General features: G+C 60.6%; 18 protein-coding genes and 2 pseudogenes. 10 read left to right on the top strand and 10 right to left on the bottom strand.

Going from position 1 to position 23,981, the window contains the following annotated elements; translation table 11 throughout:
• Nucleotides 1-141: 141 nt before the first annotated feature.
• Nucleotides 142-726: a DNA-3-methyladenine glycosylase I gene (locus JO015_13060; protein ID MBW0000026.1), complete on the bottom strand. Its 585-nt coding sequence runs from the start codon at nt 724-726 to the stop codon at nt 142-144.
• A 378-nt stretch (nt 727-1,104) separates the two neighbouring features.
• On the opposite strand from JO015_13060, the gene JO015_13055 reads away from it, so the two are divergent.
• From JO015_13055 to JO015_13030, 6 genes are all read left to right on the top strand, one after another.
• Nucleotides 1,105-2,541 carry an extracellular solute-binding protein gene (locus tag JO015_13055; protein MBW0000025.1) on the top strand — a complete coding sequence of 479 codons (1,437 nt, stop codon included), beginning with the start codon at nt 1,105-1,107 and terminating at the stop codon, nt 2,539-2,541.
• A gap of 102 nt (nt 2,542-2,643) precedes the next feature.
• On the top strand, nt 2,644-3,537 hold the full coding sequence (locus JO015_13050; protein ID MBW0000024.1) for a sugar ABC transporter permease: 894 nt from the start codon (nt 2,644-2,646) through the stop codon (nt 3,535-3,537).
• Nucleotides 3,534-4,370: a carbohydrate ABC transporter permease gene (locus JO015_13045; GenBank protein MBW0000023.1), complete on the top strand. Its 837-nt coding sequence runs from the start codon at nt 3,534-3,536 to the stop codon at nt 4,368-4,370. Before JO015_13050 ends, JO015_13045 begins: the two co-directional genes overlap by 4 nt.
• A 49-nt stretch (nt 4,371-4,419) precedes the next feature.
• Complete coding sequence (locus JO015_13040) at nt 4,420-4,716, top strand: hypothetical protein (protein MBW0000022.1); 297 nt, start codon at nt 4,420-4,422, stop codon at nt 4,714-4,716.
• 9 nt (nt 4,717-4,725) lie between these two features.
• Nucleotides 4,726-5,841: an ABC transporter ATP-binding protein gene (locus JO015_13035; protein MBW0000021.1), complete on the top strand. Its 1,116-nt coding sequence runs from the start codon at nt 4,726-4,728 to the stop codon at nt 5,839-5,841.
• Nucleotides 5,842-5,845: 4 nt separating this feature from the next.
• Complete coding sequence (locus JO015_13030) at nt 5,846-6,967, top strand: ABC transporter ATP-binding protein (GenBank protein ID MBW0000020.1); 1,122 nt, start codon at nt 5,846-5,848, stop codon at nt 6,965-6,967.
• Between the two features lie 841 nt (nt 6,968-7,808).
• Here JO015_13030 and JO015_13025 read toward each other — a convergent pair.
• From JO015_13025 to JO015_13015, 3 genes are read right to left on the bottom strand one after another with little or no spacing between them, the layout of a single operon-like run.
• Entirely contained in the window at nt 7,809-8,735 is a 927-nt protein-coding gene (locus JO015_13025) for an NADP-dependent oxidoreductase (protein MBW0000019.1), read from the bottom strand.
• Between the two features lie 46 nt (nt 8,736-8,781).
• Entirely contained in the window at nt 8,782-9,579 is a 798-nt protein-coding gene (locus JO015_13020) for a M15 family metallopeptidase (protein MBW0000018.1), read from the bottom strand.
• Nucleotides 9,557-9,949, bottom strand: a complete 393-nt coding sequence (locus JO015_13015) for a hypothetical protein (GenBank protein ID MBW0000017.1) — start codon at nt 9,947-9,949, stop codon at nt 9,557-9,559. The genes JO015_13020 and JO015_13015 overlap by 23 nt, the downstream gene beginning before the upstream one ends.
• Before the next feature lie 298 nt (nt 9,950-10,247).
• Between JO015_13015 and JO015_13010 the strand changes: the two are divergent.
• Both JO015_13010 and JO015_13005 read left to right on the top strand, forming a co-directional pair.
• Nucleotides 10,248-11,505 (top strand): annotated as a pseudogene (locus tag JO015_13010) (DUF756 domain-containing protein).
• A 209-nt stretch (nt 11,506-11,714) separates the two neighbouring features.
• Nucleotides 11,715-13,211, top strand: a complete 1,497-nt coding sequence (locus tag JO015_13005) for an AAA family ATPase (protein ID MBW0000016.1) — start codon at nt 11,715-11,717, stop codon at nt 13,209-13,211.
• A 242-nt stretch (nt 13,212-13,453) separates the two neighbouring features.
• Here the strand turns inward: JO015_13005 and JO015_13000 are convergent, their stop codons facing one another.
• The 6 genes from JO015_13000 to JO015_12975 form a co-directional block, all read right to left on the bottom strand.
• Nucleotides 13,454-14,239 carry an ABC transporter ATP-binding protein gene (locus tag JO015_13000; protein MBW0000015.1) on the bottom strand — a complete coding sequence of 262 codons (786 nt, stop codon included), beginning with the start codon at nt 14,237-14,239 and terminating at the stop codon, nt 13,454-13,456.
• Between the two features lie 83 nt (nt 14,240-14,322).
• A complete protein-coding gene (locus JO015_12995) occupies nt 14,323-15,171 on the bottom strand; it encodes an ABC transporter permease (GenBank protein MBW0000014.1) in 849 nt (282 codons plus the stop codon).
• A gap of 19 nt (nt 15,172-15,190) precedes the next feature.
• Complete coding sequence (locus tag JO015_12990; GenBank protein ID MBW0000013.1) at nt 15,191-16,552, bottom strand: ABC transporter substrate-binding protein; 1,362 nt, start codon at nt 16,550-16,552, stop codon at nt 15,191-15,193.
• A gap of 119 nt (nt 16,553-16,671) precedes the next feature.
• Nucleotides 16,672-17,631 carry a HEAT repeat domain-containing protein gene (locus JO015_12985; protein MBW0000012.1) on the bottom strand — a complete coding sequence of 320 codons (960 nt, stop codon included), beginning with the start codon at nt 17,629-17,631 and terminating at the stop codon, nt 16,672-16,674.
• Nucleotides 17,632-17,637: 6 nt separating this feature from the next.
• On the bottom strand, nt 17,638-17,958 hold the full coding sequence (locus JO015_12980) for a ferredoxin family protein (protein MBW0000011.1): 321 nt from the start codon (nt 17,956-17,958) through the stop codon (nt 17,638-17,640).
• A gap of 9 nt (nt 17,959-17,967) precedes the next feature.
• Nucleotides 17,968-19,695, bottom strand: coding sequence for a fumarate reductase/succinate dehydrogenase flavoprotein subunit (locus tag JO015_12975; protein ID MBW0000010.1), 1,728 nt, complete (start codon nt 19,693-19,695; stop codon nt 17,968-17,970).
• A 281-nt stretch (nt 19,696-19,976) separates the two neighbouring features.
• On the opposite strand from JO015_12975, the gene JO015_12970 reads away from it, so the two are divergent.
• Together JO015_12970 and JO015_12965 are read left to right on the top strand one after the other, a co-directional pair.
• On the top strand, nt 19,977-21,230 hold the full coding sequence (locus tag JO015_12970) for a tryptophan 7-halogenase (GenBank protein MBW0000009.1): 1,254 nt from the start codon (nt 19,977-19,979) through the stop codon (nt 21,228-21,230).
• Nucleotides 21,231-21,799: 569 nt separating this feature from the next.
• A pseudogene (locus JO015_12965) lies at nt 21,800-23,250 on the top strand (MFS transporter).
• Nucleotides 23,251-23,981: the final 731 nt, after the last annotated feature.

The following is a 23,981-nucleotide window of genomic DNA, read 5'->3' as shown; positions in this document are numbered from 1 at the left end:
TTTCGTTTTTCGATGCGGCGTTGCGTTGGCCGAACGCCGGACCGGGATCATGAATGCCGCATCGGACTTCTTCCGAGCGGCCGCAGGGATGGGGCGGACGCAGGGGCAACCGGTAGAGGTTGGCGCTTGGAGCAGTTATGCCTAGCCTGGCCGCCGTACCTCGTCATAACGGAAACAGGTAACGAGGTGATCGTTGACCATGCCCACTGCCTGCATAAACGCGTAGCAGATCGTGGATCCGACAAACCGGAAACCGCGCCGGCGCAATTCAGCCGAAAGCCGGTCGCTCGCCGGGTCGCGCGCGGGCACGTCGCCCATTGATTGAAAGGCGTGCTGGATGGGCTTGCCATCCACCGCAGCCCAGAGAAATGTCGCAAACCGATCGGGATCGCCTCCAAACTGCGTCATGAGCACCCGCGCGTTATTGATCACGCTGTCCACCTTTTGGCGGTTGCGAATGATCCCGGGGTCCCGCAGGGCGTTGGCGATCTCCGCATCCGTCCACTGGCTGAGGGCGTGGGGATCAAACCCGCAAAACACCTTCCGGTAATGCGCACGCTTTCGAAGCACGGTTCGCCAACTCAACCCTGCTTGCGCGCCCTCGAGGGCCAGCATTTCAAACAGGTGCCCCCCGTCGTAATCGGCCACCCCCCATTCCTCATCGTGGTATGAGAGGTATAACGGATCATCGACTTTACACCAGGGGCAACGGGAGCGGGCGGGGATCACGCAATTTTCGTCATCCGAAGATGCGAAAGAGTCCAGCGGATAATCCAAAAAAGCTCCTCGTTTTCGTGCCCGCCGGTGCGGCGCTGCCGAGACCAGGACACTCCGGGGCAAAGACAGCTCGACAAGCCTCAGAACCGATGTATTAGCCCGCCAGGGCGCGTGAGGGTTGCCGGCTCGATCCTGGTGGGAATCGCGCCCAAGAAATTGGCGTGACGATCCCCACGAGCATCTACCCGCAGGGTGAGCAAATGTGCAACTCAGGGGCGAGAACCGGCCGCCGTCCCTTGACTTTCAAGGGCATCCCTCTACATTCGCGCGTCCATAAGCCTACCCGTATCAAGCGTGCGGGTCGTGCATCCACCAAAGTTCCCCGCCATGACCACCCGACACCTTTTAGCTTCGCTCATTTTTTGCAGCCTGTGCGCGCTGCCGGCATCCAGCCGGGCAGAAGGACAGCGCCTGGATCTCAAAGGTAAAACGATCAGGTTGTCCGTACTCGGCGTGGCGGGCTGGCTGCCGAGCAAACTCCCGGTCGACATGGCTCCGGAATTCGCGAAGTACGCGGCGGAGAAGTACGGCTACCACGTCAGTTTCACTTACGCCGATGCCCCGTTTTCCACGCTGTTTCAGAAAGCGGCGTCGTCGCTTGCCACCAAGTCGAACGAGTACTCGCTGATTGTCAGCGACAGCCAATGGTTGGGGGCATTTACCGAGCCGGGCTGGATCGTGAAGCTGGATGACACCATCAAGCAAAACCCGGACTTGAACCCGGAATGGTACCACCCCGTGCTGGTGAGCTCTTATATGGAGTACCCGGACAACTCGGGTCACAAGGTGGCTTTACCGCAGGAAACCGACGTGCTGGTCCTGTTCGTCCGCAAAGATCTTTTTCAGAATCCGGCCGAACGCGACGCCTACAAGCAGCAGACCGGTCGCGAATTGCCGCAAACGTTTGAGGATTGGGAAAAGGTCGACTTTGACGAATTCAAAGCGATTTCGAAATTTTTCACCCGCCCGGACAAAGGTCTGTACGGCACGTGCCTTCAGCACTCGAAAGAGTACGACTTCGAGAGCATGACCCTTTACCCGATCCAGTGGTCGGCGGGGGGCGAGTTCTGGAATCCCAAGACCCACGACGTGGAAGGTTACCTGAATACCCCGGTCAACGCCAAAGGCCTGGAAATCCAAAAATCGTTCCTGGAGGTCGAACCTCCGGGGGCGGTCAACTACGGGATTGCCGAGAACATTGACGCCTTCACTCAGGGTAAAGTGGCCACGGCTCAGATGTGGGCGGCGGTGGGCCTGGCGATGATCACGCCTCAAAACCGCGACAAGGTGATGGTGGTGCCTTCGCCTGGGATCAAGCAAGCGGACGGGTCCATCAAGCGCCTCTATTGCATCGGCGGTCAATCCTGGGTGATCAACAACTACGCTACCCCGGAACAAAAACAGGCCATTCTCGATTTTCTCAAGTGGTGGTATTTGCCGGAGACGCAGCTGGAATTTGCCAAAAAGGGCGGCAACCCGGCGGTGAAAGCAACGCTGGAGGATCCGAATTTCGACAGCATCAATCCCTGGAACCGGGCGATGAAGTTCATGATCCCGTTCAACCGGGATTTTTACCACTCACCCAAGTACGCGGAGCTGTTGGCCATCCAGCAGGAAGCTTTTACGTCGTACGTCACCGGTGCGGTTAACGATCCCATGAAGGCGTTGAACTGGGCCGCCGCGCGCCAGCAGCAGGTGCTGTACGATCTGGGCGACACGGAGAAAAAACCGACGACTGAGTACCTGAGGCTTCAACTCAAATAGCCAGCCAGGCGGGCCGGGAGGCCAACGCCGCAGGGAAAACGGTGAGGTAAACGTCAGGGGGGCACAGCCCGGTTCATTAACCTTTAATCGTAGTGATCGGGCATGCGTGCGATCGAGAATTCCCGCTTGTATCCATGGCTCCTCCTTGCGCCGGCGCTCATGTTTTTCGCGATCTGGAATCTCCTGCCGTTGTTTTGGATGGTGGGCATGAGCTTCTACAACTATTCGCTGACGCTTGGGCGGCCGCCGCGTTTTGTCCAGTTTCGTAACTACCTGGATTACCTCGACAACATCGACCTGTGGCTGGCGTTCAGCCGCACGTTTACCTTCGTCTTTTTCAGCGTAACGCTCACCACGTTGCTCGGTGCGCTGATCGGGACCCTCTACTGGGGAAGCACACGAATGCCCGGCCGGCGCCTCGCATTGACGCTCCTGTTTTCCCCGATGATCCTCACGCCTGCGGCCATCGGCACCTTCTTCCGGCTTAACTACGATCCGACGTTCGGGGTGATCGGTTATCTGACGCGCCTCATCACGCACACCAACGTGGAATACCTCGGCACTGAAGGTTTGGCGTTTGCCGCCCTGGTGGCGGTCGATGTCTGGATGTGGACGCCGTTCATGGTCTTGATCACGCTGGCTGCGCTCGGGTCGGTGCCGAAAGCAGAACTCGAGGCTGCCGAGATCGACCGGCTCAGCCTTTGGAATCGGTTCCGGCATGTGATCCTGCCGCATGCCCGCTTCATCCTGGTGTTGGGCATCATCCTTCGCACCATTGACGCTTTCAAAGTGACGGATCTGGTTTACCAACTGACCCGGGGCGGTCCCGGCGGTACGACCGAGGTAATCGGCGTTATGATGTTCCGGCGGGCCTTTGAAGCCTTCAGCATCGGGTGGACCTCGGGCGTCGCGGTGATCACCCTGCTCACGGCAATTTCTTTCACCGCCCTCTTTTTGTACCTCTTGAACCTTCACCGGCGGAAACACTCGGCATGAGCAGCCGGCAGAACTGGAAAACCTACGCGTACTGGGGCGTGCTCTGGCTGGTCGCGCTGGTCTACTTTTTCCCGGTGCTGTGGATAATTTTGTCTGCGTTCAAGACCAAGGAAGACCTGTTGTCGATCCCGCCCAAATGGCTTTTCCAACCTACGCTTGCCAACTTTGCTTCTCTCTTTAACCGGGAAAGCTTTTGGCCGACGTTTTGCAACAGCCTGCTGATTTCGGTGGTATCCGTTTCGGTTGCGATCGTGATCTCGTTTCTGGCCGCTTACGCTTTGTCGCGATTCAAGCCGTTCGGAACGGATTTCATCATGTTCTTGATCCTGTCGATCCGGATGGTGCCGGGCGCCGCGGTGGTCGTACCGGTTTACCTGATGTACGCGGCGTTGGGGTGGAAAGACGGTTTCTGGCCGATGACGTTGTTTTACGCGATGTACAGCATCCCGTTCTCGCTCTGGATTCTGAAAGGGTTCATGGGCGGCGTGTCGCTGCGGTTCGACGAGACCGGCCTGGCCAACAACGCGTCCCGCTTTCACGTGATCTTCAAGGTCATCCTGCCGCAGGTGAAACCCGGATTGATTGCGGCGTTCGTGTTCAACCTGATCTTCGTGTGGAATGAGTTTTTGTTTAATTTCATTCTCGGCGGCAAAAGCACGACGACCATCCCGACCCTGCTCGTCACGCAGTCTTACCAACAGGGCGGCGTCGACTGGACGTTTGTGGCGTCCCTGGGCGCGATTTACCTTTTGCCGCCGGTTATTGCGTTGTACTTTTTTCAGAAATACCTGCTCGTGGGCATGACTTTCGGTGCGGTTCGCGGCGAAGTGTGAACCGGGAGAGAAACGGCCCGCTGCTTTTCAGCCGATCTGATGCTGCCCGATGAAATTTTTCCGATTGCCTTTTGCCGGTAAGCTCGAGATCGTTCTTCTCACCGGCATCCTCATCGGATTCTGCCTGATCGCGCAGAATGTGTCGGTGGACCTTTACCGATGCGGTTTGATTCTGCTGATGGTGTCGGCTTTGCTGCAAACCGTGGCCGGAAACATCCCGCCGGACTCCAGGCTGGTTGGCACGCTTCTGCGCTTACTTCTCGGGTTAACCATCGTGGCGGGGGTGTTTGCCGTCGGGATCTGGCTGGTGCCCATCCTCGCCAATCTTGGAAACCGTCCGAGCTGAGAAGGCGCCATGGCCGAGATCGACCTGCGAGACGTGAGCAAGGCGTACGGCGAGCATCGGGTGCTGGACCGGGTAAGCGCGACCTTTGCTCAAGGCAGTTTTTCGGTCCTGCTCGGTCCGCCGGTGTCCGGCAAATCGGTCTTGATGCGACTCATCATGGGACTGGAACCGGTGGATGAAGGCAGCGTTTGGCTCCGTGGCAAAGACGTGACCCGCACAGCGGCCGGAACCAGACACATCGGTTACGTGCCGCAGTCCTTCGCCCTGTACCCGCATTACCGGGTCATCGACAACATCGCTTACCCGCTCGCGCTTGCCGGCCGCAGCCGGGACCAGATCCGGCCGCCGATCGAGAAACTCGCGCAGAAACTGAAAATCACCCACCTGCTGGAGAAGTACCCGAACCAGTTGAGCGGGGGTGAAAAACAGCGCGTCGCCTTGGCCCGTGGCATGATCAAGGACACGTCCGTGTTCATCCTGGACGACCCCCTGGTCGGCCTCGACTTCAAGTTGCGCGAACAACTCTTCGTTGACCTGCGTGACATGCTCTCGGAAGTAGGCGGTACATTTATCTACACGACTTCGGACCCGCTGGAAACGCTGGCTTTGGCCGACCAAGTCTACATCCTGGACGAAGGACGCATCCAGGAACATGGCCCGATGGATGAAATGTATTATCGTCCCAACCACGTCCGCACCCTGCAACTGCTTGGGTTCCCGGCGGCCAACCTGATTTCCGGCGAGGCGCAAGACGGGCGCTGCCGTACCGCCCTCGGCGAGTTCGCGGTCGACCTTTTCGACTCCACACCGCGACGCTTGACCGTGGGCTTCCGGGCCGAATCGATCCGGTTTCAGACTGAACGTTCCGTCGAAGACCTCGGCGCGACCGGCCGAACCCTGTTGCAAGAAGACCTGGGAGCGGAAACGTTGATCTACTTTGAGGCGGGCGGCACACGTCTGGTGGGAGCCTGGTCCAACGCCGCGCCGGCGCCCGTGAGGGCCGAGGGATTTTCCTTCACGGTTCCCGGGCCCGAACTCCTCCTTTTCGACGCAGAAACCGGTGAACGCGTGATCGCGGGAAACGCTCGCGCCGGGGTAGCCGAAGCCCGTTCAGCGGGGGGATAACGCTGTGTCAGAAGTTACGCTTGTCGACATCACCAAACGCTTTGGAAACTTCGAGGCGGTAAAGCGAATCAGCCTGCGCGTTGTGCCGAATTCGACGACGTGTTTGCTCGGCCCGTCCGGCTGCGGCAAAACCACGATCCTTCGCATGATCGCCGGCCTGGAGTCGCCCACCTCCGGGCAAATCCGAATCGGCGGCCAGGACGTGACAAACGCGCCGCCCCGCCGCCGCGACATCGCCATGGTCTTTCAATACCCGACGCTTTACCGGGGGCTGGGGGTCTTCGAAAACATCGAGTTACCGTTGCGGGAACTTAAACTCTCGCCTACGGAGCGCCGCCGGCGAGTCCAAACCGCCATTGAGCTTCTTGGCCTGGCAAAGAGCCTGAAAAAAGATCCAGACCGTTTCGATAACGGCACGCGCCAGCGCGTGGCTTTTGCCCGGGCCGTCGCCCGGCAACCGGCCATCCTGCTCTTCGATGAACCAATCACGAATGTCGATCCCGACCAAAAGTTCCGGCTCAAGCAGGACCTGAAAAAACTGACGCGGGAGCTGAAACAAACCATCGTTTACGTGACCCACGATCAGAACGAGGCCATGACTTTGGCCGACCAAATCGTGCTGATGAAGGACGGCGAGGTGCTCCAGCAGGACGCGCCGCGCGAAGTGTACAATCATCCCAGCCATCGTTTCGGGGGATGGTTTTTGGGGAATCCCGGCATGAGCTTCCTGGATCATCGGCCTCACACCGGTGAGCGTGGACTGCTCAAGTCCGACCTCTTCCCTTATCCCGTGCGACTCTCCGGCGAGTTGCCGGCCGGTGCGCAATCGCAGAAAAAACTCGTTCTCGGCATAAGGCCTGAACACGCAGGGCTCACCTTGGATCCCCATCCCGAATCCGTTCCTTGCACAGTCGTGCGTAAGTTTCTTGGTGTGGCCGGCCAATACCTGGTCGCGGTGCGCCTGCGCGAGCACACCGTGTGGGTCAAATGCGGTAACTTGATCGGGAGAAAAGTGGGCGAGCGAGCCTATTTACGGTGCCGCCCCGAGGCCATCACGGTTTTCGATGAAAGCGAGCGCGCCTTGCCGGTCTGCCTCGTTCGGCACCCGGCCGGCACGGAGACCTAGTGGGTCGTCAGTTGTCAAAGTTGTTGCCGTTGATTGGCCCGCGGATTGGTTCTTGTTCGGTTACGGCGCGCAACGGTTGCTTCTGGGCCGGGCTTATGCCGGAGGCCCGTAAGCTTCCCCCTTTATATCATTTCGACGGCCATGGAGGTAAGAGCTTGTCTTGCTTCGCAGGTGCCCGGCCAGTGTTAAACCTTGGAGACCGTATAACCGGCCCAGGCCCAACGGGCCTGGGGCCGGTTTGATCGCCTGAAGGGCCAAAGGAACTGAGCCCAGGGTTTCACCCCGGGAAGGCGTTTCCTCCCTGATCGAGCCCTGAAAGGGCGGCAGAACCCGTGAGCAACGCCCTCTGCCGCCCCTTCAGGGCTCGATCGAGATTTTACGGTTACCCAGGGTAAACCCTGGGCTATGTTCTACCGGCCCGTTGGGCCTAAAACCATTTCAGCTAAGTACGGATCCTCCTCCGGCGCCGACCCGCCCTGAGCCGACATTCCCCGGGGCTATGTTCTACCGGCCCGTCGGGCCTGTTGAGGGTTAACAAATATGATCATCGAAAAATTCGGAGGGAAAATGACCATGATCGTATCGATTAAGTCTCAATAAGAACTGGCCCGTCGGACCTAAGACCGATTCAACCAGCTACGGATCCTCCTCCGGCGCCGACGCCCCCTGAGCAGGCCTTCTACCGAGATAACTATCTGAATGGTATTGATGACCACAACGTTGACAAATGACCCACCAGCTCACACGGCGCCGCAGTGTCCACTGCGTGTTCAACTCCGGCCGGCCTGGCCCATCGGAAGCCCCTGCCCTCCTAAAACTACCCCGTGATTTCTTTCACTTTCTACGGGTTTGAGACTCGGAGCACTGCTTTGCCGCGACTCACCTTTTTGATCGGAAAGTATGCCTGGGCAGCTTTCTCCAGCGAGAACGCTTCGCCGACGATGGGCCGGATCGTCCCGGCATCAATGAGCCTGGTGAGAGCGAGGAGCTGTTCCCGGTTGGGTTCAATGAGGAGGAAAGCCTCTTTTACCTTCGGGTCTTGACTGGTTTCCGAGCTGGTGGCCACCGTCACCACGCGCCCACCCTGCTTAACGGCTCGCAATGAGCGCGCCAGGGTGTCGCCGCCGACAAGGTCCAGGATGAGGTCGGCGTCAGCCGCAACCTCCTCAAACCTTGTTTTCCGGTAATCGATAACCTCGTGAGCACCGAGCGCTCGGACGAACTCCGCGTTCGCCTCAGAGACCGTCGTTGCGACGAAGGCTCCCTTCCAAGCCGCCAATTGGATGGCCAAACTGCCGACGCCGCCTGCGCCACCATGGATCAGGACTTTCTGACCGGTTTCCAGCTTTCCCCGGTCAAATAATGCCTGCCACGCCGTCAACCCTGAAATCGGCACGGTCGCCGCTTCCAGATGATCGACGGCCGCCGGCTTGGGCGCAATTTGGGCCGGGGTGGTCAGGCAGTACTCGGCAGCAGCGCCATCGCTGAACCAGTCGTTCATCCCGTAGATGAGATCGCCCTTTTTTAAGCCCGTGACTTCCGGACCGACGGCTTCGATCATCCCGGAAAGTTCGTGACCCGGAATCGGCTTTAACCGTGGTGCACCTTCTCGGGTATGCCAAGTTGGGTACCATTCGAGTTCGCCGGGGGTCACGGTAGTGGCGTGAATTCGAATCAGCACGTTACCGGTACCGACTGCGGGCGCCGGTACCTCCTCGAAGATTACGCCTTCGCTGCTGCGAGCGTGGTAAAGTCGGACGGCGTTCATGCTTTCAGTTTACCGCGAATCGTGCTGGATCCTTACTATACCCGGCTCAAAGCAGGAGCTCGGGACGGTACTCAAAATGCATGGTATCGTAGTGGTACCATTTGCCGCCCCAGATAAAACCGTGCCGTTCAAAAATCTCAATGATCCGGCGTGGAACACGGTTCCGGTAGGGGATCAAGCCGTTCGTTGCCCTGCCGCCCCAGCGCCAGTAGTCCGCATAATCGGCATTGATGTCGATGGCAATTCCGAACGCGTGGGCGCTGAGCTGGTCAGTGCCGGCGATCGGACGCCAGTTGAAAGTTCCGGCGGTCTTTAGAACAAATCGTTTATCTTCCGCAGGAAGTTGGTCGAGTTCCGCCGAAACGGCTTCTAACCGTTTATCAACCCCATTGACGCTCGTGATGCGCACCGTCGCATGCGTGGACTTCGGCATCCAAGGGATCGGCCGAAGATGAGCCTCTACCTCCTGCGCGTTCGCGCCGTACATCTTTTTAAACAGGGTTGCGCAACGATAGCGTCCCGGGTCGAAATTCACCGCCGGAGGCCGATAGGAATCAGGGCCGGTCGGGTAAGCTTGCCAAAGCTCATCCTCAGGATCGGCGTCGGACAGGCGTTGCTCGTAGGTCTTGGAACGGCCGTCATCGAAAAGGATCGCGGTGCCGTCCTGGCAGACCAACTGATTGTCCTTATAACCTGCGAAGAAGTTGGGGTAGGCACGCAGAAACGCTTGCGCTTTAGCCGGAACGCTTTGCGCACCCGCACGCATTTCCACGCCCATCGCGCCGGCGAGCAGCCATCCCACCAGGAGCAGGAGTGAACGTCTACTCTGAGATGATGGTAACATTCACGAAATTTTGGTAAACCTCGACCCGGATCAGCGGCGTACCATTGACGACGAGGCGACGCGCTTCCGGGGTGCTGGTTCCCCGTTCCAGCAAACGCTCCAGCCGCGCACGATTTTCCTTGCTACTGAAGAATTGATCAGGTTCATCCTCCGGGTCACGGTAGCCATACACGTAATAGTTCGCTCGATCCTGGCGGATGATCGCTGCGGGACTCTGGAGCCGTTGACCGTTGCTGTTGAAGTGATCCCGGGCGCTGAGCCGGGCAACGTAGGACTCGATGGGCGCGGAGCCGTCCATTTGCGCAACCAACCCGACGCAAGTCAGGCTCAGAAATGCGATGAAGAGCAAAAACCACCGGAAAGCTTTCATGACGCTCCCGAGTGTACCAAGCGGCTTTTGCTCATGCAACCTTGGTCAGCTTCGAAAGAGGCATGCTGAGGCACTGTAGCATTTCTTGGAGTCCGCCAGGACCCACCCGCCTTGAGCGCACCCCACCTTGTTCCGCTCCCCTCAGCCTGCGAAGGCATGCTTCGGGCTGGGTCGCGCAAAATATCCCAGTCGTTGAAGCTGTTCTGCCTTTCCGGCATCGCGTTGTCACCCCGCGTAGCAACACCGGTGCAAGGCTTCAGCTCAGTTCACCATCTGCGGTGGGTACTACTGTTCTTTGATGGGGCCAACCGACCCGAACCGATATTACATGTGGACAGGTTGGGTCGGCAACGATGGCAGCGGCGGAGGCCCGGTAGTCGATAACGCCGACGCAGGGTACGGCTGGTCTACCTTCCCGGAGTTACTGGAGCAGGCCGGGGTATACTGGAAGATTTACCAGGACATCGGCATGGGCCTAACCGCGGCCGGTGAATGGGTTTGACTCAGGATGCCTACATTGGCAACTACGGCGACAACTCGCTCCTCTACTTCCAACAATATCAGAACGCGCATCCGGGCAGCCCGCGTTACGAGAAAGCCAGGACGGGAACCAACGCCTTCGCCAGGGAATCACTGTTCGATATCTTCCAAAATGACGTTCGCAACGGCCAACTGCCGCAGGTTTCATGGATCGTCGCCCCGGAAGCCTACCCGGAGCACCCGAACCGGCCGGGGAATTACGGCGCGTGGTATGCGTCGGAGATTCTCGATGCGCTGACAGCAAATCCCGAGGTATGGAGCAAGACCTTCTTTTTCCTCACGTATGACGAGAATGACGGATTTTCGACCACGTCGTCGCCCCAACCCAACCTCAGTCCCGGACCCAAGGGTTCTCGAACGTCGACACCACCAATGAGATATTCCCGGGCAACTCCGAATACCCGAGTGGTCCCTACGGGTTAGGCATGCAAGTGCCGATGCTTGTCATATTGCCCTGGAGCAAGGGAGGCTGGGTCAATTCGGAGGTGTTCGATCACACGTCTATCATCCAGTTCATCGAACGGTGGTTCCGTAGCCGGAATGCGGAACTGCGCGAGCAAAACATCACCGCTTGGCGCCGCGCGGTTACCGGTGATCTAACCTCGGCGTTCAACTTTGCAAGCCCCAACGACGCCGCGGTTTCGCTGCCGAGCACCAGCGTTCCGGATCTTTATACTCAGGCGATTACCGCCTGCCGCTTGCAACCTGGCGATAACCTGAGGAAATACTGGCGACTCGAAGCTACGTTCGGTTGGTATGACTTTGCGGTCGGGGTTGATTCCGATCCCGGCTTTCAACAGCGTATCGCGGGTCACGTCGAGACCGGCAAAGATCGTATGACGTATCCCCCATTGGAGGGCGGTGGCCAACGTCGCGGCCAACTCGTAAAGGGTTCGATGTCCGTAGTGTGGTCCGGCGCCTTTCCGGACTGGAATCCTTACGGTGGACAGGATCATACGTGCGAGCCGGCCCGGAACCGGGGCGCCACCGGGCCTTGGAGGTGCGAGCCGCCGTGATTGATGGCCGCCTGCACTCGGAGACCCTCCCGGCGGCGCTTGCCTGCGGGGGTGACCCGGTTTCTCTGCACCCCACGGTTCCTTCCGTTTTTTTCCCTTCCACTTTTACTATAACTTCTGAAACATTTTTAGTATAATTTCTGAAACATTTTTAGTATAATTTCTGAAACATTCTCCAATCATCAGCGCCCTTAACGATTTACCTTCACATGCACCCAACCGTGCCCGCCCAAGTTTCCACCGGCGTTGCCGGCCTCAACCGCATCCTTCATGGAGGGCTGCCCGTACACGAGATGTACCTGGTGACGGGTGAAGCCGGCACAGGCAAGACCACCCTGGCCTTGCAATTCATGCGTGCCGGCCTCAACGGCGGCCAGCGGGTGCTCTACCTTTCCTTGTCGCAGAGCGCCGAGGCGCTGCGTAAAATCGCGGCTTCGCACGGCTGGTCCCTGGAGGGCGTGACGCTTGAGGACTGGTCCACCTTTGGCCCGACCGAGCAGGCGCCAGGCCAAGAGGCCGTTTTCCGCAACGTGGCGCTCGAACTGCGCGACGTCATCTCCCAACTCTTTGCGCTCATCGAGCGCGTGCAGCCCGAGCGACTGGTCGTGGATTCCCTGTTGCAGCTGCGCCCGCTGGCGAGCAACGTACCGGACTTTCAACGACAGCTGTTCGCGCTGGGGCAACACCTGGCGTCCAAACGTTGCACAACGCTACTCATTGACGCGCACACGGGAGAACCCACCAGCCAAGACATCCAGGATCTCACCCATGGGGTATTGCGGCTGGAACGCTGGGCACCCGAGTTCGGCAACGTGCGCCGGCGGCTCCTGGTCCTCAAAATGCGCGGCTTGGCCGTACACGGAGGTTACCACCACTTTACGGTGGGCACGGGGGGGCTGGAGGTTTACCCGCGGCTTGCGGTGGGCACCCGGCGCGACCACCTGGGGAGCACCCCGATGGCGAGCGGCCTGAGCGCCCTGGACACGTTGCTGGGCGGCGGCCTGGAAGCGGGCACCGCCGTGCTGCTCCTGGGCGCCACCGGCACGGGCAAGACTTCCCTGGCGACCCTCTACGTCCACGCCGCGGCTCAGCAGGGCAAACCGGGCGCCGTTTTCATTTTTGAGGAACGGCTCGAGACGTTTTTCATGCGGGCAGCCAGCTTGAACCTGGACCTGCGGCCCTTCGTCGACAAAGGGCTCGTGACCGTGCAGCAGATCAATGCCGGTGACTTGTCGGCGGGGGAGTTTAGCGACGTCGTGCGCCGGAGCGTGGACGAAGGCGGCGCACGCGTGGTGCTCATCGACAGTTTGTCGGGCTATTTCCACGCTATGCCCCAGGAGCAGCAACTGCTGACCCAGATGCACGAACTGTTGAACTTTCTGGCGGCTAACGGCGTGCTCTCTTTATTGGTCGCCGGCCAACATGGCCTCGCCGGGCCGGAACTCACTGGCCCGCTGGACATCAGTTACCTGTGCGACACCCTGTTGTTGCTGCGGCACTTCGACGCGGGCGGGACGATTCGTAAAGCGGTCGCCGTTACCAAAAAGCGCACCGGCCCGCACGAGCACACGATCCGTGAACTGTATCTTGAGCCCGGCGGTATCCGGGTGGGCGAGCCGCTGCGCCAGCTGGAAGGCTTGCTGACGGGCGCGCCGCATGTTCTGGGCGCGGGGCTGACCGGCGACGCCTGGGACGGCGAGCGGTGAGCGAGGATGCCGCGGTCAGCGCCCTTGGGTCCACCCCTCATTCCCCTCCGAAAAGCACTCGATCCCGAGCCGGGTTGGCCCTGCAGCAAAGAGGCCTGCAGGACGTGTTCTGACGCAGGGCCTCAGGTCCCAAGTGGTGGGCCGGCGGGAAGCTTCGGAATCTTTGAAACGCCCGCCCCGCCGGGTGCCGACCATGAAAAAGGCTGTGTTCGACTCGCTTAGGAGATGCAGATCGGGCTGACCTACGGTGCCGACGGTGCCGCTGCCGCTTCGCAAGCGGGTAGAGCGGACGGGCGATGCGCATTGCGATCCAGGCGGTGCGGACTCTCGCTCTCCTCGCGAATGGATTCCATGCAGCCGCGCTTCAGGCGCATGAACTCGGGGCTGGTGAGCGTATCCGTGAAACGCGGGCGGTCAAGCCTCACGGGAATTTCGGCTTTGATCCGGCCGGGATGGGCGCTGAAGACCACCACGCGGTCGCTGAGGAAGATTGCCTCGTCGATGTCGTGGGTGACAAAGGTCACCGTCATCCTAAGTTCCTGCCAGAGTTCCAGGAGCAGTTCCTGCATTTGCAGACGGGTTTGCGCGTCGAGCGCGCTGAACGGCTCATCCATGAGTAAGAGGCGCGGGCGGTTGACGAGCACGCGTGCGAGATTGACCCGCTGCTGCATGCCGCCGGAGAGTTGTTCCGGGTAGCGGCGTTCGAATCCGGCGAGGCCGACACTTCGCAAAATGTCATGCGCGCGTTCCCGGCGTTCGACCCTCCGCACGCCGCGCAATTTAAGGCCAAACTCCGTGTTGCCGAGCACCGTTTTCCAGGGGAAAAGCGTGTGGTGTTGGAACACCATGCCCCTTTCTGCGCTCGGGTGGCGCACCGCCTCACCGTCCATGACGATCTCGCCGGCCGAAACGGGCGTAAAGCCGGCAACGGCTCCGAGTAAGGTTGACTTCCCGCAGCCCGATGGCCCAAGGATGGCGATGAATTCGCCCGGCAGGATGTCGAGGTCGATGTTGCGTACCGCCACCATCGGCTGCGCGGCAGCGCCGAACGAGATGCCGACGTTCCGCAGCCGGATCGCCCCGCGCGCGCCGTCGACCGAAGCAGGCGCGCTCATACGGTGGCTGCTCCTGAACGCAGCCACGGCATGCACCACGCGCCTGCTTGTTTGATCAACCAGCTGCTCAGCATGCCAAGGACGCCGATGGCGATCATGCCTACCACGATGTCCGGGTAGTTCTGCAGCGTGTAGGCTTCCCACGTGTAGTAGCCGATGCCAAATTGGCCCGAGATCATTTCCGCGGTCACAAGTGAAAACCAGGACGTGCCCATCCCGATGCTCAATCCGGTCACAATCGACGGCAACGCACCGGGCAGGATCACCTCGCGGAACACCGTAATGGGCCCGGCGCCTAACGTCATCGAGGCGAAGATGAGCCGCCGATCGAGGCTCTGCACGCCGTGGATGGTGTTGACCAGAATCGGAAAGAACGCGCCGATAAAGGTGATGTAGACCATGCTGTACTCGGGGCTGGTGAACATTAGAATCGCCAGGGGAATCCAGGCGACGGCGGGAATCGGCCGCAGGATTTCAAGGGGCAGCATGAGCGCGTCGCCGGCAAGCCGGAACCGCCCGATGACGAGTCCCGATCCGACGGCCAGAACCGCCGCCAGCGAAAACCCGAGGAAAATCCGCCGCAGGCTGTTAACTACGTGGCTGAGAACCTTTGGCGATTGCAGAATGCGCTGCGTCGCCTGGACCACTTCGGTTGGGGCAGGCACATTCTGGAATTGAATGATCGTGTGCCAACCCCGGGTGGAAGCCTGCTGCCACACCCACAAGCACGCAACGATCGACGCAATCCGCAGCGCCCATGAACGGGCAAACCGGATGAAGTCCGGCGCGGGCTGCGACCGGGCAAGAGCGCCGGAACCGACGGATCGGAAATGCAAGGCATTCATCGCCTTAAGAAGCTTGCGCCTACGTGCCGGGTCCGGACGGGGCGAGACCGGCCTGTTGCGTGGTGCTGAAAAGGGCCGCAGCGTCGCGATAGGCGAGAACCTGGCCGCCGTTCCCGGCCGCCCAGGCATCCGCACCTTCGCGCAACAGGAACGCGGCCAGCTTCCCCCCTTTGTTCACGTACCAGACCTTGTCGGCAAAAAGTTTAATACCGATGTCACGATCGTGAACGAAAACCACGCGCGCCCGCTTCGCTTGAACCTGGAGCTGCCCTAGCGCTTGCAGCGTTGCCTCGGGCGAGCTGTACAGGCGCACCTTGTGCTCGCCACGTACCCAGATTTGACCCGCGAGTTTTGGTTCGCTAATCGGCCGGCCGGTGTCCGCGGCGCTACCGGTGAAAGGCAAGGGGGCGTAATCTTTCAAACGCGCTTCGTAATCGATGCCCGAGGCCGCCGCCGCTTGCTTGATGAAATGATCATCGACGAACTCATCGACCTTGACGTCGGCTGCCGTCTTCTTGAGAACTTTCAGGGTCTGCGACGCGTTGCGCAGCGCATCGATTACCTCCGGTTTGAAGGTGAAGTCACGCGTCTGAATGCCGGCCGGACCGTGGAACGCACAAAAGACCTCTGCTTCGATTCCCGTCCATTTTTCATACGCCTCAGCCAGTTCTTCCGGTTTCTCGCGCAAGAGCCGGTCGGCTTCCAGCGTCGCCTGGAGAAACGCCCCGACGATTTCCGGGTATTTCTGCGCATAGTCGGAGCGCACCTGCACGCCGTGGGTAGTGGTCAGGCCCGTGCTCTCCCCGTCGAGGATCTTGCGCGCAAAGCCGCGAAAGGGAAACAGCTCGCCAAAGGGCACAAAGTCCGCGTGCGCGTCAATCTGATTCGCCTTCAGTGCCGACCCGCCTACCTCCGGGGTCTGCACGGTGATGGTCACATCCTTTTCCGGGTCCCACCCCTCCTTTTGAATCGCTCGCAACAGAAACGCGTGCGCCGTGGAAGCGGCCGGCACCGAAATGCGTTTACCTTTCAGTTCCCGGATGCTTTGCACGGGCGAGTCTTTAGGCACGAGCAGCGCGTTGCCGGCGCCACGGATCCCCACCGAAAGGGAGGCGACGTACAACGTTTTTACGCCGGTCCTGGAAGCCAGAAAGCTGGCATGGCCAACGGTGGCCGGGAAATCCGCCATCTGCACGATGTCGAGCCGGTTGGCGAGCACCTCGGTGTTCAACTGCGCACCCGTCGGTAAATTCAGCCAATGGATGTCGTACTCGGCGTCTTTGTATTTGCCATCGTGCGGCAGGTACTTTTCAAGCAGGTGCAACTCTCGAACGACCGGACCACCGGCGGCGCAATTGATCGTGGTGTCCTGCGTGCCGATGCTGACGCGGAATTTTTTCGCCGGCCTGCCCGCGCGTGACTGTGAGGAGGGTAAGGCCCGCCGCGACGATCTTCAAGGTTCGGGTTTTCACGGAGTGACGATTAGACGATTAGGGACGATTAGGTTGAGGCATCGCGAGGCGAAGGATCGTTCAGCCGATCAAGGGCACGGCGTGCCGCCTTCTGGACGCCGGCGTCCGGGTCTTGCAGGAGGGTTTCGAGCTCAGCCGCCGCAGCGTTGGGCCCGCAGTGACCGAGAGCCGTGGCCGCGGCGATGCGGACATCGGCAATGTCATGGGAGAGGAACCGCACAAGGGAGGCTGACTCTGCGCCGCGCAGTTGGCCCAGACTTGCAAGCGCCTCTTTGGTCACCTGCCAACGCGTGTCGTCCAACGCACCATTCAAGGCGGTGACGGTCCCTTCCGAAGGAAACCGGCGGAGGGCGATCGCCGATTCACGCCGTACCTGCCAATCCTCGTCGAACAGCGTTTTAAGAAGGTCGCGGTTGGTTGTCGGCTCCTGGAAAAAGCTGACCGCGCCAACCGCGATTTTGCGCACTTCAGGGTCCGCATCGTTCAGCGTTTGGCGAAGGATCGGCAAGACCTCAGCCCGGCGCAAATGGGCCAGCGCAATGACGGCCTCTCGCCGGACATGCGGGAACGCGTCACCCACCGCGCGCGTGAGCGCGGGAATAGCTTCCGGGGCCCTTAGGTCCCGCAAGGCAAGGATGGCGGCTGCGCGCGCGTCCGGGTCCGGGTGCGCCACTCCTTCAATCAAGGGGTAGGTGGCCGCGGACGTGCGGAACTCGCGCAGGGCGATCCTCGCGGCGGTGGCGACGTCGCCATCGCCGGCAGCCGCGGCATCCACCAGGGCGAGGATGGCCCGGACGTCTCCCAATTCCTCCAGAACGCCGATCGTCAGCCGCCGCACCGCGGCGTCAGGATCGCGCAGCAACGGCAGGACCGCTTCGATCGGCACCGCGTCGGGTTCCTCCTGAAGTTCTGTGAGGGCGATTCGGCGTACGTCAACCTCGTTGCTGCGCAGCCGTTCGGTCCATAGGTTCGGGGTGGTTTCAGTCATAACAGGTTACCGGATCAGGAACGGGATCTTGACCGTGATCGCGTTAGTCGGGCAGTCCACCTCGCACGCGAGGCAGTACCAGCAGTCGTCGAACTTCATGTGCGATTTGCCGGTGACCGGGTCGATCGCCAGACAATCCACGGGACACGATTCGACGCAGACGTGACAGCCACGGATGCATTTTGGCTCGTCCACAACCACCGGCACATCGAACAGCTTGGTCGTTTGCCGGTTCGGCGCGATCTGGGCCGCCTGGGCCGCGGCAGTCTCGGAAGTAAATTTGAGCCTACCGGCCACAACCGGTTTGGAGAAAGGTTCTGTACTCATTTGGGGTATTTACGCGACCGCCGAGGCAATGCGGAGGTGGTGGTATGACCGGAGTTCATCTTCGTCGAGCGGCACCACGTAAGGGGCGACCGGCCGCTTCAGCGGCTGCATGCCGCCGTCGGCTCCGCGCTTCAGGTTGACGTGCACGAACCAGTTCACGTCATCCATTTCAGGAAAATCCTGGCGGCAGTGGTACAAGCCCCATCGGCTTTCGGTTCGGTAGAGCGACGCGCGCGCGGCCATCTCGGCGCAGTCCCGGATGAAGCCGCACTCGGTCGCCCGCATCAGTTCGTGCGGGTCCCGGGCGCCGAGTTGCTCAAGTTCTTCGTGCGCCCGGAGGAAATACTCGAGGCCGCGTTGGAGCCGGTGGGCGCTTTTTGGCGGCTGGAGGTAATCGTTCACGTGACGGCGCAGCTTGTATTCAAGCAGGTGCGGCTGGATCCCTTCAGGGCGTGCGAGCGGGCGCCGCACGCGCTCGCGCTCGGCGGCGACCTGCCCGTCGTCAACACGGGACGTACCCGCCGAGGCAATAAACTCCGCGGCGTGACGGGCGCAGATCTTTCCGTAGGTAAACGCGCCGAGCATGTACCCGTGCGGCACCGAGGCCATGTCCCCCGCGGCATAAAGGCCCGGCACCGTCGTTTCACCGCGTTCGTTGACCCAGACGCCGGACGCGCTGTGGCCGCTGCAAAGCCCGATTTCCGAGACGGCCATTTCCACCATCTGCTCGCCGTAACTTTCTCCCCGGCCCGCGTGGAACCGGCCCCGGCTGGGACGCTCGGTCGTGTGCAGGATCCGCTCGATCTCGGTCACGGTCTCCGGCGCAAGATGATTCATCTTCAGGTATACCGGCCCGTTGGGGCCGGTGAGTTCTTTGTAGAATTCCATCATCATCTGCCCGCTCCAGTAGTCGGAGCGCATGAAACGATGGCCGCGCGCATTGACCGTGTAACCGCCAAAAGGCCCACTCACGTAAGCGCATGCCGGGCCGTTGTAGTCTTTGAGCAGCGGGTTGATTTGGAAACACTCGATGTTCGTCAGTTCTGCACCGGCATGGTAGGCCATCGAAAAGCCGTCGCCCGCGTTGGAAGGGTTTTCGTAGGTGCCCATCAGGTAACCGGAGGCCGGCAACCCGAGCCGGCCTGCCGCGCCGCAACAGAGAATCACCGCTTTCGCACGGATCACAACAAACTCGCCGGTGCGCACATTAAAGCCGAGTACCCCGACGGCGCGGCCGCCGTCCAACAGCACCCGGGTGGCCATCACGCGGTTTTCGGTCTTGACCCCCGTGCGTCGAAGGGTGCGCGTAAGGATTTTCTTTATGTCGTACCCTTCCGGCATGGGCAATACATAGCTGCCTTTGTGGTGCACCTTCTTGACGTCGTAATCGCCCGAAGCGGTCTTCTGGAATTTGACGCCCCACGCTTCGAGCTCCTGGACCATCGGGAAACTCTCTTGCGCGTACGCCAGCACCGCCGCCTGATTCACGATACCGTCATTGGCCATCGTGATCTCCTTAACGTATTGCTCCGGGGTGGCGTGGCCCGGGATGACCGCATTGTTGACCCCATCCATGCCCAGGGCGATCGCCCCGCTGCGCTTGACGTTGGCTTTTTCCAACAGAAGCACGGTACCCTCGGGCAATGCTTCTTTGGCCTTGATGGCCGCAGCGCAACCCGCCGTGCCACCGCCGGCGACCAGCAAGTCAACGTCGAAATCCGGCTGAAAATCGTTCATCGGTAATCTCCACTAAGCCGGTAGGCTAAATTAACTATACTCGTCAAGTCGGGATTTCAGATTTCCGGGTTCCTGCCAGAAAAGATGCAGCCCAAGCTTCAAATTCCGGCCCGGGCCCGCCCGCGCCCGAGGCCGAGGTTTCAATCGTTCCTCCTGGACAGGTCGGAACGACTACGATGGCTAACCATATGCTTCCGCTCAAATGGCTCGGCCGGGCTGCTCACTTGACATCGCCCGGGGCTGCCCGCTATGCCGGTGGCGGTGCGTGGATCACCGGTGCTATGACAGAAACGTTTGACGTCTTAATCATCGGGGGTGGGCCGGCCGGCAGCACGGCCGCCACCTTGCTGGCCAAGCAGGGCTGGAAAACCGGTCTGCTCGAAAAGGATATTTTCCCGCGCTTCAAGATCGGCGAGTCGCTGCTGCCCGGCAGCCTTCGCACGCTCCAGCGCATGGGCGTCAAAGAAAAGGTCGAAGCCACCGATCTGATCATCAAGCACGGCGGCAAGATTATTTCAGGCTGCGGCACCAAGCAAAATCGTTTCCTCTTCGACCACGTTTTCCGGTGCGAACAGCCCACCGCCTACCAGGTTGAACGCGCGGTGTTCGACAAAGTGCTTCTCGACCATGCCGCGGAGTGCGGTTGCGAAGTGCTGGCCGGTACGGCGGTCCAGGAAATTCGTTTTGACGGGGGCGGCGGTGTGGTGACGACGACGGATGGCCGCACCCGGCGCGCTCGTTACGTGCTCGATTGCTCGGGCCGCGCCAGCCTGCTGGGCCACCAATTCCGCCTGAAGCGGGCTTACGGCCACTTGAAGAAGTTTGCCCTGTACGCGCATTTCGAAGGGGCCGAACGCGAGCCCGGCATCGATGGTTCGTTAACCCAGATGGTGCGGGCGTCGGACCGCTGGTTTTGGTTCATCCCGATCAACTCCCGCAAGACCAGCGTGGGCTTGGTCATGGATGTCAACGCCTACAAACGCGCCGGCCAGAGCCCGGAAGCCGTCCTGATGACGAGCGTGCACGCCTACCCCTGCGCGGCCAGGAAGCTGCAAGGGGCCACGCGCGTGTCGCCGGTGTATGCCACGGGGGATTTTTCGTACCGCTGCAGGCAATTGACCGGCGAGCGGTGGCTGTTGGCAGGCGATGCGGCCGGCTTTATTGACCCGGTCTGGAGCAGCGGGGTTTACATCGCCATTCTCTCGGGTGAAAAGGCGGCCGACGCGCTGAACCGCGTCTTGCACCGGCCAGACCTTCAGGCCCGGGAATTTGCGCGCTATGCGCGACGCATTAACCGGGTGATGGACTTGTACCTTAAGTTCGTTACCGCCTGGTACACGCCGGCCTTTGCAGAAGTGTTTTTCCACCCGCGGGAGTTCCTGCGCCTGGTGCCGGCCGTAAACTCGATATTAGCCGGGGACGACCGCGAGTTGCTGGAAGTGCGGTGGCGCCTTTGGCTCTTTGACTGCCTGGTCTGGCTACAGCATAGGTTCGCCATCATCGCCCCCCGACTCACGTTGGAGCCCAGGCGCTGAGGTACACCCCGCGGGCCGCCCGGCGACGCATCACCTGTACCGGCCGTGCCGCTGGTGGCGGGCACGGAGGACGCGCAGCCTCCACTTCGGCCCGGTCATCACTTGAGCGCACCACAGCGTTTGATGCTCCCGTTTACCGCTGCAAACTTATAGATGGACGTCGCCCGAGTCAGTAAAACATCGGGGTGTGCCAACCTCCATCGTTTCCCTGGAATTACACGGCGAACTGCGCCCTGGCAACGCTTGGTCTCTTATACATCTTCATCGTCCGGTCTCCTGCCCCTAACACCGGCGCTCCAGGCGTCGCTCGGTCCAGGGGATCGCTCCATGGTAGCTGGCCGGAGGGCTTGATCCAATGGTCAGGACAGCCTTTGAGTAGGTTTCGCCCTTGCTGGTAAGTCCACCACTCAGGTCTAACCCGAAGGCTTTACAACCACGATAATATCAGATGTGCGAACGTGGGTTGCCGTTTCAGGGTGACCGTTTGCGAGGTAACCGCCCACCCGGCGGCGATCCATCCATCATCGAAGATTATCCATTTTCAAATGAACAATTAACGGAGACAACTTATGGCTGCCCCTGAATACGTAGAAACCGACGTCGCTGAGCGCCTCGATCGACTGCCCTGGAGCCGATGGCATTGGTTAGTCGTGCTGGCGCTCGGCATCACCTGGATTCTAGACGGCCTGGAGGTGACGCTGGTTTCCGCGCTGGGCGGCATGTTGAAAGAGCCACCACCCTGGGCCTGACCGATGCCAAGATTGGCACCGGGGCCACCGTCTACTTGGTCGGGCAGGTGGTCGGGGCGCTTTTCTTCGGCTTTGCCACCGATCGCATCGGTCGCAAAAAACTCTTTTACGCCACCTTGCTCATTTATCTGAGCGGCACGGCCCTCACGGCCTTCTCGGTCAACTTCTGGACCTACGCCCTCTTCCGCTTCATCGCGGGAATGGGTATCGGCGGTGAGTACTCAGCGATCAACTCGGCCATTGACGAACTCATTCCGGCCCGGGTGCGCGGGCAGGTTGACCTGGTGATCAATTCAACTTACTGGGCCGGGGCCATGTTGGGAGCCCTCGGAACGTATGTGGTACTGAACCCTCACCTGATTCCCCCTTCCTACGGGTGGCGCCTTTCGTTTATCATCGGCGGTGTCCTGGGTTTGCTGATTTTGTTGTTCCGGCACTGGGTGCCCGAGAGTCCCCGCTGGTTGACCATTCATGGGCGGGGCCGCGAGGCGGAGGACATCGTGGCCTCGGTCGAACGGGAAGTCACCCACGATCCAAGCAGCCTGCCGGCTTTGTCGGGCCGCAAGCAGCGCATCCGGCGGCGGGAGTACACCGCCTGGTCGGAGATTTGGAATGCAGTGGCCCATCAATACCCGACCCGCTCCATCCTGGGGTTCACTCTGATGGTGACGCAGGCGTTTCTCTACAACGCGATCTTTTTTACCTACACGCTCATCCTGGTTCAGTTTTACCAGGTGCCGCCGGAGACGGTGAGCGTGTACATCTTCCCGTTCGCGTTTGGCAATTTGCTGGGGCCGATCCTGCTGGGCCACCTCTTTGACTCGATTGGGCGCAAGACCATGATCACGCTGACGTATGCGGTTTCGGGCGTACTGCTGGCGATTACCGGTTACCTGTTCCAAATCGGAGCCCTCAACGCATTAACGCAGACCATCGCATGGTCGATCATCTTCTTTATCGCCTCGGCGGCGGCCAGTTCGGCCTACCTGACGGTGAGTGAGATTTTCCCGCTGGAAATCCGCGGGCTGGCGGTCGCCATCTTCTATGCGTTTGGCACCTTAGCGGGCGCGATTGCGCCGTCGATCTTCGGAGCGATCATCGGCTCCGGGTCGCGGACAGCGTTGTTCTGGGCTTACTGTTTTGCCGGTTTCGTGATGGTGGTGGCTGCGGTCGTGGAAGCGCTCTTCGGCGTCAAAGCCGAACGCAAGTCTTTGGAGTCCATCGCCACGCCGCTTTCGGAAGTGTTGCCGCACGCGCAGCCGACCGGATGACCAAACCAAGGTATTCTTAAATGCCCGGTAGGGACAAATGCCGCATCCCTCGGCAAGGAAAGATTCGCAATGCCTTGAACGCGTCATCGATCTACCGGCCGGTTTGGTGCGGGCAGGCGTTTAAGCGCGCTGAAGTGATCTCGAATTACGCCATGCCCGGAAGGGATGCGGCTGAGGAATCCGGGCATGGCATCGATGAAGTCAAGAACTGCCACTGTGCGCGCGCTTCCTGCCGGCGTGGCACCTGTGCCCCCCCCTTTCCTATCGTACCGCTGGATGGGCGGTGGACTTGGAGCCTTGCCCGGTACTGGTCGCCAAAGGCCGCCCGGAGCGGTCAAGCTGATCCGGGTGCTGGGACGGCTGGTCACCGGACCCCGCCTGTAGAGCGTGTAATACCATTCAGACAGTTACCTTGGTAGAATCAGGCCGGGGAGTGCCGGCGCCGGAGGATGCTCCGTACCCGGTTGAATCGATCTTAGGCCCAACGGGCCGGTAGAACATAGCCCAGGGCTTTACCCCCTGGGTAACCGTCAAATCACGATCGAGCCCTCCTAAGGCGTCACGCCTGTACGCCCATCCAAACAAACACCCGGCGGGGCGGGTGTTTGTTTGGATGGGCGTACAGGCGTGACGCCTTAGCAGGGCTGGGTCGAGGGGGAAACGCCTTCCCGGGGTGAAACCCTGGGCTAAGTTCCGTTGGCCCTTCAGGCGATCAAACCGTCTCGCGGCCC

The sequence above is a fragment of the Verrucomicrobiota bacterium genome (genome assembly GCA_019247695.1).
In the GTDB taxonomy this organism is placed as follows: Bacteria; Verrucomicrobiota; Verrucomicrobiia; order Chthoniobacterales; family JAFAMB01; genus JAFBAP01.
The sequence above is the reverse complement of the archived record's forward strand: the minus strand, read 5'-3'. Positions and strand labels throughout refer to the sequence as shown.